9 protein-coding genes are annotated in these 12772 nt (G+C 47.6%); 8 read left to right on the top strand and 1 reads right to left on the bottom strand.

All coding sequences use genetic code 11. From position 1 onward, the window contains the following. Positions 1-179: 179 nt before the first annotated feature. The 7 genes from PIL01S_RS02510 to infC all read left to right on the top strand — a co-directional run bounded on the left by PIL01S_RS02510 (position 180) and on the right by infC (position 8666). Positions 180-2294 (top strand): putative PEP-binding protein, encoded by a 2115-nt coding sequence (locus PIL01S_RS02510; RefSeq protein WP_164764152.1) that lies wholly within the window; start codon positions 180-182, stop codon positions 2292-2294. 218 nt (positions 2295-2512) lie between these two features. Further along, positions 2513-4450, top strand: a complete 1938-nt coding sequence (locus PIL01S_RS02505) for an LTA synthase family protein (protein ID WP_127536118.1) — start codon at positions 2513-2515, stop codon at positions 4448-4450. A 244-nt stretch (positions 4451-4694) separates the two neighbouring features. Beyond that, entirely contained in the window at positions 4695-5702 is a 1008-nt protein-coding gene (locus PIL01S_RS02500) for an LLM class flavin-dependent oxidoreductase (protein ID WP_127536117.1), read from the top strand. Positions 5703-5770: 68 nt separating this feature from the next. Then, on the top strand, positions 5771-6544 hold the full coding sequence (locus tag PIL01S_RS02495) for a metallophosphoesterase family protein (protein ID WP_246058070.1): 774 nt from the start codon (positions 5771-5773) through the stop codon (positions 6542-6544). A gap of 107 nt (positions 6545-6651) precedes the next feature. Beyond that, positions 6652-6975 (top strand): (2Fe-2S) ferredoxin domain-containing protein, encoded by a 324-nt coding sequence (locus tag PIL01S_RS02490; RefSeq protein WP_127536603.1) that lies wholly within the window; start codon positions 6652-6654, stop codon positions 6973-6975. 169 nt (positions 6976-7144) lie between these two features. Then, positions 7145-8077 carry a manganese-dependent inorganic pyrophosphatase gene (locus tag PIL01S_RS02485; RefSeq protein ID WP_127536116.1) on the top strand — a complete coding sequence of 311 codons (933 nt, stop codon included), beginning with the start codon at positions 7145-7147 and terminating at the stop codon, positions 8075-8077. Between the two features lie 97 nt (positions 8078-8174). Further along, entirely contained in the window at positions 8175-8666 is a 492-nt protein-coding gene (infC, locus tag PIL01S_RS02480) for a translation initiation factor IF-3 (protein ID WP_127536115.1), read from the top strand. A 179-nt stretch (positions 8667-8845) separates the two neighbouring features. On the opposite strand, the gene PIL01S_RS02475 is transcribed toward infC, so the two are convergent. Further along, positions 8846-9670 (bottom strand): protein-glutamine gamma-glutamyltransferase, encoded by an 825-nt coding sequence (locus PIL01S_RS02475; RefSeq protein WP_127536114.1) that lies wholly within the window; start codon positions 9668-9670, stop codon positions 8846-8848. Positions 9671-9952: 282 nt separating this feature from the next. On the opposite strand from PIL01S_RS02475, the gene PIL01S_RS02470 reads away from it, so the two are divergent. After that, entirely contained in the window at positions 9953-12691 is a 2739-nt protein-coding gene (locus tag PIL01S_RS02470) for a PAS domain-containing hybrid sensor histidine kinase/response regulator (RefSeq protein WP_127536113.1), read from the top strand. Positions 12692-12772 lie beyond the last annotated feature (81 nt).

Below are 12772 nucleotides of genomic sequence, written 5' to 3'. Positions count from 1 at the left end.
GTATGAGTCAGTTTTATAATACCATAAAACTCATTTGATCAACGTTTACATTCCGAGTACAAAATGCGTACACAGATGTCCTTGACTGCGCGTTTGCATCATACCATTAACTAGAGGGTGATTCGCAACAACTGAATACCTCTAAGCATAGCCATGGAATGGCGGATGGGAGCGCTGTAATGACGACACGGGTAGTTCTGTTGGAAGAAGGCACGGCAGAGATGAAAGGACTATTGGGCAGTAAAGGAGCCGCGCTTGCGGAGTTATGTCAGGCGGGGTGGCCTGTTCCGGCAGGATTCACCATTACAACGGAACACTGTCACGAGTTCCTTAGCTGCTCAGAAACAACTTTTGCCGAAGGTTCCGAAGATCTGGCCAGGGCAGTCCGTCAGCTGGAACAGCATACGGGCACAGCCTTTGGTGATCCGGAGGCCCCGCTTTTGCTTGCTGTGCAATCCAGTGACGTGCTTCCCCGGGATGCGAACTCCTTGGTGCTGCTAAGCGTAGGACTTAATGACATTACAGTAGAGGGACTTGCCCGGCGCATCAACAACCGCCCGTATGCACTCAACTGCTACCGGGTGCTGCTGCAGAATTATGGCTGGTTGGTTCATGGCATCCCGCTTGAGGTTTTCGATGAACGATTGGGAGATATCACGAGTTTGGATGAAACGAGATTAGAGTACGCTATTGCGCAATATAAAGACGTCATTGAAGAACAGGGATATCCCTCTTTCCCTCAGGATGTGCAGTTTCAACTACACAGGATCATCCAGGCATTCTCCCTTTCTGATCCAGGATTGCGTAACCAAACCTTGAGCTCCACTTCGATCGTCTATGGTATGCCCGTTTTGATTCAAGTGATGGTGAATGGAGAGTGCGGAGACCGCTGCGGAAGCGGTACAATCTACTCACGTCATCCGTTGACTGGGGCCCAAGGAATCTATGGCGAATACATGTCGTTTGCAGGCTCAGGGTATGACCTGGAGGAACTGGAACAGATCAGACATGCGGAACCAGAGCTGGTTGGCCAGCTGTTGCAAGCGAGCTGTGAGCTGGAGAGAGTGAACACCGCTGTTCAGGAAATTAAATTTGTGATTGAGTCGGGGAAGCTGTACCTTTTACAAGCACGGGATGCACGTTTAACTCCTGAAGCTGTGATCAGGACGATAGTGGATTTTGCAAATGAAGGTCTGATAACCAGGGAAGAGGCACTGCTGCGTGTCGAGTCTTCTAATGTAATTCCCACATCTGAACTTCAGCAATTGCTTGAATGGGCCGATGATGTGAAAAATATAACGGTACTCGCAAATGCAAGTCATCCTCGTGATGCGGCCATGGCCCGTACGTTTGGAGCCGACGGAATTGGCATCTGCCGAACCGATCATATGTTACTGTCTAGCTCGCGGATGCCTTATGTACAAAAGATGGTGCTGGCTGAAACCGACGTTGAGCGCAAACGTGGTCTGGAACGGCTGCTGCCCATGCTGCAGTCTGATGTAGAGCAGATTTTCGAGGAAATGAACGGATTTCCGGTAACGATAAGACTATTCGATCCTCCATTATATGAACTTCTCCCGGGTTTGGATGAGTTGGTGGAACGTCAAGAAGGATTACAGGCAGGGCATGCAAGAGGACTTGATGTAAATCAAGAGGAGCTTAGTCGCATGGCCCGGCTTGTAGAGCGGCTGCACGAGCAGCATCCGATCAGCAGGCAGTATGGATGTCATCTTGGAAACGTTTTCCCGGAAATTTATGAAATGCAGGCAGAGGCCGTCTTTCGTGCAGCGCTCAAATGTATTCGCCAGGGATTGTGGGTTCGCCCCGAGATTCTCGTAACGTCAAGAGGACCTGGTAGCGAGCTGCAAGTAATCAGAGAACTGATTGATCAAGTGGCTGAACAGATTCTGGGGGAGGAGAGACGTCACTGCCATTACAGGGTAGGCTCGCTGATTGAAGGGGCTCAAATGGCACTGACCGTGGCACATACAGCCAGGCAGGCTGATTTCCTGTCATTTGGAGCAGAGATTCTGCATCTGGATGGGGGAGAACAACTACTGGAACGCGCTGTCGTTCAGGCTCGGCTCCGTAAACCTCATTTGAGAGTAGGTCTCTGCGCGGAGGAACATGTTGACCTGAGTACCTTTACCTACAGCCAGCGTATGGGGATGGATTACGTAAGTTGCCCACCTGAACAGGTGGCTTTCGCCAGAATTGCCGCTGCACAGGCCGTACTCATTGCACGGATGCAGAATAGTAACGTACAGGATGATGATATATCGACGACAGCTTGACCTAGGGCAATTGGCATGAGTCAATGAATGTCTTCCAATAGGTGAATTATAATTTATATTAGGCGTTCTTGTCTTAATCACAACGGGGACCGGATGCTGCAAGATGCTGGTTACAGGAATTTGGGTCCGTTCATGGAATACAAATAGCAAAACTGTTATACTGAAATATGCGTTTTGTAAAACGAACGTAAAATTTCAGATAAGGGTTGAAAGCGACCATGTTAAATTCCAAAAACGAACGGACCTCCTCACGGATTTTATTTGCCGTCTTGTTTATCCTTATGCTGCTGAAGCTGTCGCTTTTGCGGTATTTCTTTTTCCAAGGGCTGTCCGGGATCGGTCTTGTGACGGATGCATTAGGAGCTCTGACTGTCGTCTGCATCCTGGATCTCATTGTGCCGAAACGCTGGAAGCGGATGGTGTACGGCGGGTTTAACCTGCTCTTTTCCCTCGTCCTGTTTGCGGCAACCCTGTATAACGTGCATTTCAGCTCCGTACCCACATATACGGCGCTTAGCGAGATCGGGCAGGTAGCACAGGTACGGGGAAGTATTGGACCACTGATACGGCCTTCCCATTTTTTGTTCTTTGTTGACATCGTGCTTGCACTGCCGGTTTGGCTCATGATGCGTCGCAGGCGGTCGGGTGTCAGAAACGGAAGTTACCGGGACAGCGGTTTGCATTTCGGTAAAATGCGCAGAAGATACTGGGGCAAGCTGGGGGTAGCTCTTACGGCTGCATTCTGTATCGTGCTGTCAGGCAGTTTTATTGTCAAAGGCGAAACTATTGATAACGAACTGGTGCGAGCTGAGAATCTCGGATTTCTGAATTATCAGGTGTCCTCGGCGATATTAACCAGCAAAGAAAACGAAGCTATAGCGAATGGCAATATCAATGAAACGATTGACAAGATAAATCAACTGGTGAGTCAATATCCATATCAGGAAAAAACTAACCAGGGATCGGCAATCAAAGCCAAATATTTTGGTGAGGCCAAAGGCAGCAATTTAATTGTACTGCAATTGGAATCCTTTCAGAATTTCCCGATTAACGCTTCACTGGATGGTCAGGTATTGACACCGGTACTGAACGATTTAGCCAAAGAAAGCTATTATTTCTCTCATTTCTTCCAACAGATTGGTCAGGGAAATACCTCGGATGCCGAGTTTATGTCCAATACGTCCATCTATCCAACCGGGGTTGTTCCGATGTCAGCCGGATATAGCGACCGCGAGCTGCCAAGTCTACCGAAGCTGCTTCGCAATGAAGGCTACCAGTCAGAGACTTTCCACGTCAATGACGTGACGTTCTGGAATCGGAACAAGATGTATCCGGCCCTCGGTTTTGATCGATATTTCGATAAGCCGAGCTTCGAGAATGACCGCTTTAACGATTTTGGTCCTTCGGATGAGGAGTTATATCGTGTAGGTGTGGAAAAAATGGCTGCGCATCAAGCGGCAAATCAGCCGTTCTATGCCCAGTTCATTACCGCATCGAGCCACTCGCCGTTTACGGTTCCAGCGGATCGGGCGCGCATTACCATTCCTGCAACGATCACGAACACATTGCTTCACGATTATTTGCAGGCCATTAATTACACCGATTATGCAGTCGGTCAGCTCATTGATGAGTTGAAAGCGAACGGGCTATGGGAGAATACAACACTCGTTATCTATGGGGATCACTTCGGCTTGCCCGCAAATGACGAGATTACCGAACAGATTCAAGCGAGCCTGAATGTTCCATATGATGGCAAGGTGAGCCGTTTTAATATCCCACTCTTGATTCACACGCCAAACCAGGTTAAAGGTCAACTGATTGAACAGCCTGGTGGTCAGCTCGATATTCTGCCTACAGTCATGAACCTAATGGGTGTTTCGTTAAAAGAAGAACAGTTCACTGCATTTGGGCATGACCTGCTGAATATGGACCACAATGCATTCGGTATACGGTATTACTTGCCGACAGGCTCGTTCGTCAACAATGACATTATGTTTATACCAGGTGCAGGTTTTGATGACGGAACAGCATATTCACTTAAAACATATGAACCGGTTACCGATCTGGAGCCGTATCGTTCCGATTACGAGCATGTGCTCAGCCTCATGAGGCTATCTGACGAGTATGTGAAGCTGCTGCCCAAACGAGCACCATAATAGAACAAAAAGCTTTCATTCAAATAGGAAGTGCCACCAGCGGTTGCTGGTGGCACTTTTTGATTCAGTGTATAAGGAACCTGTATATTAAGGAAGAAAGAGGAACATGTTTTTAATTGCAATTCCACAGATAAGAATAAAGAGATTTTGAAACTGTAATTAATAATGTTACAATGAAGTGAGTGTGAATTTTGCATTAGAAAAATACTGCCAGCAACCCATTCGACGAGAGGAATGAATATAGATGAAACTTAGTGTACTCGAACATGGACATATCAATGAAGGACGCAGTGTGCAGGAAACACTGCAGGAGACTGTGACGTTAGCGAAGCATGCCGATGAACTGGGGTACTCCAGGTTCTGGATGTCCGAGCATCATGGCGGCGGAGCATTGTCCTTCTCCAGTCCGGAGGTTATGATCGCTCATGTCGCAGCTCATACCGATCGGATTCGGGTTGGTTCCGGCGGCGTAATGCTGCCTCATTACAGCGCCTACAAAGTCGCGGAGAACTTCCGTCTGCTGGAGGCACTGCACCCTGGACGAATTGACCTGGGCATTGGCAGAGCGCCAGGCGGCATGCCGATTGCGAGCCGGGCTCTGAATGAGGGCAAGGCTTCCAATGTACAATTTTTCCCGCAGCAAATTGCTGACCTGGGCGGTTATTTCCACGAGCAGCTGCCAGAGGATCACCGTTTTGCATCCCTCGTAGCCGGACCATCTGTACCAACGGTACCTGAAGTATGGCTGCTGGGTTCCAGTTCGGAAGGAGCCCGGATTGCTGCAGCACAGGGGACATCCTATGCATTTGCACAGTTTTTCGGAACACCTGGCGGGGAAGAAGCGATGAAATACTATCGCAGACATTTCAAACCATCGATTCTGAATGATAAACCTCATTCCATGATTGCCGTAGCGGCCTTCTGTGCAGAGACGGAGGAGGAAGCAGCGGAACTGGCCCGTAGTAATGAGCTGTTCTTTTTGCGTCTGGGCAGAGGATTAGAGCAGAGTTCATTTCCTTCGCTGGAAACTGTCCATAATTATCCTTATACCGCGATGGAAATGGAACAGATTCGCCAGCGCCGCTCCTTCTCCATTATTGGTACACCAGATCAGGTGAAGGACAAAATTACAGCCATGGCAGAACGTCATGAAGCAGACGAGGTCATTATTGCATCAGCTATTCATTCGTTTGATGCACGCCTGCGCTCTTTTGGCCTGATTGCTGAAGCTTTTGGTCTTAAGAAGGATTAGAGCCGGTTGAACGGGAATTTATATTCTAAGAGGTTGGAGTCCCGCCATGCGGGGCTTCAATTGTATTCTTGAGTAAGCAGAGAGGGGGAATTCACATTCGCAGATGTATCATAAGTGATATTCATGGCTGTTATGATGAATTCAATGCGCTGCTTCGTCAAGTGCATGTTGACCTCAATCAGGATGAACTGATTCTCCTTGGAGATTATGTGGACCGGGGACCGAAAAGTCGGCAGGTGGTTGAGCAGATCATGGAACTTAGGGAGAAGCATGGTGTAGTGGTGATCAAGGGTAATCATGATGCGATGATGGTCAAAGCCCTAATGAATGACGTGGAAGAGTATGATCTGCACTGGATTCGCAATGGCGGATTGCAGACACTGGGCAGTTACGTGGAGATCCGTTTTGATGAAGAACAGATTGATTGGACTGCCTACATGGAAGCCAAGAACTGGATTCGCAGCCGATACGAGCATCACCTCCGTTTTCTGAGTGAACTCCCCCTTGTTCATGAAGTACCCGGTTATATCTTTGTGCATGCAGGAATTAATCCGGATGTAAAGGACTGGCGCAGCCAGCCTGAACGGGACTTTATTTGGATTCGGGAGGCCTTTTACTCCAGGCCCACATCCATTCCGGATACGGTGGTATTCGGACACACACCAGTGAAAAACCTGCATGATTACGCAGATATCTGGTTTGATCCTAGTGGTGACAAGATCGGCATAGATGGCGGATGTGCTTACGGTGAGCAATTGAACCTGCTTGAGATCGGTGAGGATGGCAGTTTACAGACGTTTCATGTGAAAAGGGGAGAGACTGGAGAAGGCTCGGCAGAATAATATTTGCATTGCTTATCCAAGTTCCGTATGCTACTTTATATTTTTATGAAAGATACTTCATTATCAATCAATACATATCATAGAAGTCGAGGGGAATGAACCGAGTTTTGGCTATTTATAATCTGGATCAACTTCAGCACCACATCCTGCTCTGCAACGGTGGAACTTGCATGCGGAACGAAGGAGAGGAAGTCACTCAGGCTGTACGGGATGAAATTCTGAAGCAGCAGGCCGGTGGATTTATTCATACAACACGAACACGCTGTAACGGGCAGTGTGACGATGCTTGTGTGACGATCGTGTATCCGCAGGGAGACTGGTATGGCAAAATGACCCCGGAATCTGGCCGGGCATTGGTACAGGCTCTCTGTGATGGGGAGAAGCTGGAGAGTCACCTGATTGCGAACGTGGCTCAAACGGCCTCCGAATAAAACTGCAGGGTTTCTCCCTTTTCCAGTGATGAAGCAGACCCTGAGAACGAATTTCAATCCATTCGCTGTTAAGGGTTTGGAATTAAGTCTTATTGACGCTATAATCAGTAAGGTATGATTTGAATTATGATATGATTATTCTAATCACAATTGACGGAGGGCTATAAATATGGAAAAAGCATTAATCTTTGGTCACAAAAATCCCGACACGGATACGATCTGTTCTGCAATTGCGTATGCGGATCTCAAAACTAAACTGGGACAGGACGTTGAAGCTGTGCGTCTTGGTGAAGTGAACGGTGAAACCCAGTTTGCACTGGATCATTTTAAGGTGGAAGCTCCACGCCTGATCAAAACGGCTGCGAACGAAGTAAACAAGGTTATTCTTGTCGATCACAATGAGCGTCAGCAAAGTGTAAGTGATATTGAGGAAGTGACTGTAGCTGAAGTTATTGACCATCACCGTATCGCTAACTTTGAAACAAGCCAGCCTCTGTATTTCCGTGCAGAACCAGTAGGTTGCACAGCAACCATTTTGAATAAAATGTACAAAGAAAACGGCGTTGAAATTAGCGCACCGATTGCAGGACTGATGTTGTCCGCGATCATTTCGGATTCCCTGTTGTTCAAATCCCCAACTTGCACAGAGCAGGATGTAGCAGCAGCACGTGAGCTGGCTGCCATTGCGGGTGTAGATGCTGACAGCTACGGTTTGGACATGCTGAAAGCCGGCGCGGATCTGAGCCAGAAAACAATTGCAGAACTGATCTCCCTGGATGCCAAAGAGTTTGCCATGGGACAAGCCAAAGTGGAAATTGCACAAGTAAACGCCGTTGACGTTAACGATGTGCTTGTGAAACAACCTGAACTTGAAGCAGCTATCGAAGCGATTATTTCAAGTAAGGGTCTGGATCTGTTCCTATTCGTAGTAACGGACATTCTGAATAATGATTCCGTTGCACTGGCTTACGGTCAGTCTACCAAAGCGGTTGAACAAGCTTACAATGTGACACTTTCCGATAGTAAGGCATTGCTGAAAGGCGTCGTATCTCGCAAATCACAAATCGTCCCTGTTCTGACCGAAGCATTCAATAACCTGTAATTGAACCATCGGGCAAGAACATAGCATTAGTCTGATCCAAGCCTGCTCTGATCTGTCATAGGTCAGGACGGGCTTTTGCCGTAAAGGAGGACACACCATGATTAAGAACGAAAAGATCAAAGCATCCGAGATTGAGCTGACCGGACTGAACGGCGAAGATCTCGGTATTATGTCCACAAAAGAAGCTTTGGCACTTGCCAAGCAGCATAAAGTGGATCTGGTATGCCTGTCCCTGATGACAAGCCCGCCACCCTGCAAACTCATCCGTGCCGGAGCAGCCATACAGGAAGCTCAGCAGGAGAAGAAAAAATCCGGCAAATCGCCGGACAAACGCAAGGTTAAGGAGATTCGTCTCAACTTGCAGATGGAAGACCATGACCGGGATACGAAACAAGCTCAGGCGGAACGTATCTTGAAAAAAGGTGACTCGGTTAAGCTGGTCATACAGGTTCACGGAAGCAAAGAAGGCGCCGCAGGTAAGGAGTGGGCTGAGCAGCTAAGCAAGTCGCTGGCTGAATATGGCACTAAAACAACAGGTATTCAGGTAAGTGGCAAGCAGGTTGTTGTCAAGTTGGACCCAAACACATAATAACAGGTTGATTTATGTGCTTGGCATGCGGAAGAATGGAAAGCCGTTGAGGTCTCCCAATAAGTTTATGCGAAGAAGCCCAATGAAAAGGCAGTGAATCTGTTTTCATTTGGGCTTTATTTATGTTGTGGTCAAACGTTTTTCTTTTCTCTGAATCCTCGTTAACCCAACGTTCAGCTTCATGTTCGGAGATACCGACTTCCGCCAATCCGTACATATAATTGTCCAGGCAATACAGGCGTAGTTCCTGCAGGTGCATTCAGATCACTATTTTCGGCGAAACGGGATAGATAATAAAAATCGGGATAAATCACGTTATCCATCAAGTAGGCCGAAACTTGGCTTCCGGGAGTGCGGAATTGATTCAAAGTGCGAATAATCTGTCCACCAGAGGCAATACCGATGCCATGACCATAATACAGATCTTCACGGAGCATAATCGTATTTTCCCCTTGCCACTCTGGCGTTTCGGAAGAGACATCCGGGTTTTTGAAATAAAGTACATCGCCGGGAAGTGCGTTATGGCTGCCGTTCTTCTCGGTTAAGCGCAGATCGCTGTCATAGTGCCAATCGAAGAGCAGTAAGTCCCGAAAGAGTGAATTGAAGGCCTCTACACGAATACTTTCGAGCACCCCTCCGTACAGCACAATGACTGTTGCTGTTGCGCATTCAAATGCATACAGGGAACCATTCCTCCAAATATCCCGAATGCCTTCAGCAGGAGTTACATTCGGTTTGAGTTCAAATCCTCCCTCATTGTTGAGATTCCAGTAGGCGGGATTACATCTTGATTTCTCAAATGAAGCAAAGCTGACCCCGCTGGCATTCAATCCCTCAGCTGCATGAACCAGAGAGGCGCGAAGCTTCCATTCGAATTGCAGATGATCCATGGTCTGATAGGAATATAGGGTCGGTCTGTTCTGAAGCTGCTGCAACCAATGCCATTCAAAAGCAGACCACTGAGAAGGTACCAAATCTAGCGGTTGATTCGCAACGATGATCATACAAGACAACCTCCGTTTCGTTAGATGTTTGGGCTTGTGTGAACGGAACCTCACGCGTATCTTTTCATTTATATGACGATTGGCACCCGGATTGTACTCTGTTTGAACAATCCCCGTGTAAAAGCGCACACAAAATGTCGATTCATGCAAAAGATTCAGTGGATATCGTTTAATCATCATCCTATTTGGGGTACTACTCTATAGATGAAGTTATGTACAGCACAGGCAGTTAATTACGAATAATATGGAATAGAGAATAATTTGAAAAAAGGAGGATAAGCGGTGTCGAATCCAATTACAGAGAGCCGCTCTCTGTTTGAGCAATTATACAAATATGCACCAATCGGCATTGCTGTTGCTTCGCATGTGAACGGACGTTGGCTCCAGCTGAATCCTGCGTTTTGTGAAATGCTGGGATTTAGTGAAGATGAGCTAATCGACTCACCGATTGTACATATGATCCATGATGTAGATCAGGAGATGGAGAGATTCAGGTCCAACTTCTGGGATATGACGAATGGGGTAAGCCAGATGTATGAGACGGAAGTCCGGTTAAAGCGCAAGGACGGTACTCTTTTGTGGTCGACGATTAGGGCTTGTATCGTAAGGGATGAAGAAAACAATGAACCGCTGTACTTGCTTGTGCAGGCAGCTGATATCACGAAACAAAAGGAAGCGGAGCAGCACTTGATTGAACAGAGCAAACAATTGGAGGAGAGCACCCGAATCTCTCGCATACTCACAGAGTCTTCTCTCGATCTTATTGCCATACATTGCGCCGATCAGGAACGGACCTTCAAGTATGTTTCACCCGCCAGTCTTGGGATGCTGGGCTACAAGCCAGAAGAAATCGTGGGTCAATCGGGACTGTTCTGTATTCATCCGAGCGATATTCCAATCGTAGAGGCATATGTTTCAGGACAGATCCAAGGTCTGGCACCAGACCGTATTAACTACCGTCTGCTGCATAAGGATGGTTCTGTCGTGTGGGCAGATACGATAACTCACTATATCTATGACCAGGAAGGGAACCTGCAGGAGATGATTGCAGTGACCCGGGACATTACGGAGAGCAAAAAACAGGAGCAGAGTCTGCAGGAGTATCAGTCACTCTTTGACTGTAACCCGCTAGGCGTTGCATCCCTTGATCTGGATGGAAATTTGCTGAAAGCAAATGCCGGCCAGGAACATTTGACGGGACATTCCAAGGAGGAACTGCTCAGCCAATCCTTTGATCATTTGATTGATCCGGTGGATCTGGCCAAAACCCGCTATCATTTTGAAGAGTCTGTCAAAGGAAAGGCCCAGAGTTATGAGATTGGGCTGATTCATCAGGACGGACGCAGAATTGAAACCAGAGTCATCAATGTTCCCATTATCCTCGAGGATCGAGTCGTTGGCGTGTATGGAATTACAAGTGATATCACCGAGTCCAAAAAATATGTGGAGGAGATCGAGAATCTAAGCTACGAACGTGCCCTGATTCTGAATGCGATGTCTGAAGGCGTCATTGGACTGGACCAGAACGGGAAATTGATATTTGCCAACCCCGCTGCAGCCGAGATGATGGGATTCTGTCCAACAGAAATGAATGGTGTGCACTTCGAGCATATCATTCTGCAAATGCAAAACGAGGCCATCCCTTATCCTTCCAATGAAACACCGATTGTAAAGGCTGTTCGTGAAGGTCGCAGCCTGCCTCGTTCGGAATCTGTTTTCTGGAGACAGGACGGCTCCAGTTTTCTTGCAGAATTCCAGCTGAAACCGATTATGGATCAAGGAAATACCCGCGGGGGTGTGCTGGTGTTCCGAGATATGACTTCGGTAAATGACATCATTCGTGCCAAGGAAGCAGCGGAACAGGCAGACCGTGCCAAATCCGAATTTCTTGCGATTATGAGTCATGAGCTGCGCACACCGCTGAATGGAATCATGGGTATGGCTAATCTGTTAAAGGAAACAGAGCTTGATGCAGAGCAATCCGGATTCGCCGAGATCATCATCGATAGTGGGGAATCGCTGCTCCATATTCTCAATGAAATACTCGATTTCAGCAAAATTGAGGCAGGTAAAATGGATCTGTCACGTGACGCAGTGGATATCCAGGAGATGCTGGCGGGTGTTGTGGAATTGTTTGCCCTGAAAGCGGCCGAAAAAAATATAGAGCTGTTTTGTGAAATGTCTGACCGGATTCCTGACCGTGTCAGAGGAGACGTGACCCGGATTCGTCAGATCCTGATCAATCTGGTGGGCAATGCAGTCAAATTTACGGAGAAGGGCAGCATTCAGATTCGTGTGGATGCTAATGTCACGGACGATGGCGATCCGGACAAACTTCTGCTTTCTTTTGTCGTGAAAGATACGGGCATCGGCATCCCCGTGGACAAACAGCATCAATTGTTCCAGTCCTTTTCCCAGCTTGATCCAGCCATTAATCGTAAGTATGGTGGAACCGGTCTAGGACTTGCGATCAGCAAAAAGCTGGTTGAACTCATGGATGGTGCCATTGGGGTGCATAGTGAAATGGGCAAGGGAGCAGAGTTCCATTTTACACTTCAGCTTGAGAAGTGGCAGGATGAGTCCGGTGACGGAATGGAAGCTGCAGATGATACTTGGGAAGAAGATCAATCCCTACTGGCAGCCAATATTCGCATTTTAATAGCTGAGGATCAACCGGTGAACAGCCATCTGATGGAGGAACTGCTCCGTAAGCTTGGCGGGGTCTGTGACATCGTTGAGAATGGAGAGGAAGCAGTGCGCGCACTGCAAAGGGAATCCTACGATATCGTATTCATGGATATTAAAATGCCTATCATGGACGGAATTGAAGCAACCTGCAAAATAAGACAAAGCCATCCCGAGATTCCGGTCATCGCAGCTATAACGGCATTTGCAGGGGCAAGTGATCGTGAAGCATGCCTGGAATGCGGAATGCAGGATTTTATCAGTAAACCGTTCAGTTCGTCCGAAATTACCCGTGTACTGCGCACTTGGGTACCTTATATCCGGGCTCATCGGTAAAATGCTGGATACATGAGAGAGTGAGATGAAACCAAAAAACCTGCTCCCGGTTAAAGGGGCAGGTTTTTTTTAGGTCTATAA

It is taken from the genome of Paenibacillus illinoisensis NBRC 15959, assembly GCF_004000925.1.
Lineage (GTDB): Bacteria > Bacillota > Bacilli > Paenibacillales > Paenibacillaceae > Paenibacillus > Paenibacillus illinoisensis.
Note: the sequence above shows the minus strand (reverse complement) of the source record. Positions and strands in the feature narration are given on the sequence as shown.

Excerpts from the sequence above, each read along its gene's own strand:
- PIL01S_RS02510 (WP_164764152.1), top strand. The coding sequence starts at position 180 with ATGACGACACGGGTAGTTCTGTTGGAAGAAGGCACGGCAGAGATGAAA.
- PIL01S_RS02505 (WP_127536118.1), top strand. The coding sequence starts at position 2,513 with ATGTTAAATTCCAAAAACGAACGGACCTCCTCACGGATTTTATTTGCC.
- PIL01S_RS02500 (WP_127536117.1), top strand. The coding sequence starts at position 4,695 with ATGAAACTTAGTGTACTCGAACATGGACATATCAATGAAGGACGCAGT.
- PIL01S_RS02485 (WP_127536116.1), top strand. The coding sequence starts at position 7,145 with ATGGAAAAAGCATTAATCTTTGGTCACAAAAATCCCGACACGGATACG.
- infC (WP_127536115.1), top strand. The coding sequence starts at position 8,175 with ATGATTAAGAACGAAAAGATCAAAGCATCCGAGATTGAGCTGACCGGA.
- PIL01S_RS02475 (WP_127536114.1), bottom strand. The coding sequence starts at position 9,670 with ATGATCATCGTTGCGAATCAACCGCTAGATTTGGTACCTTCTCAGTGG.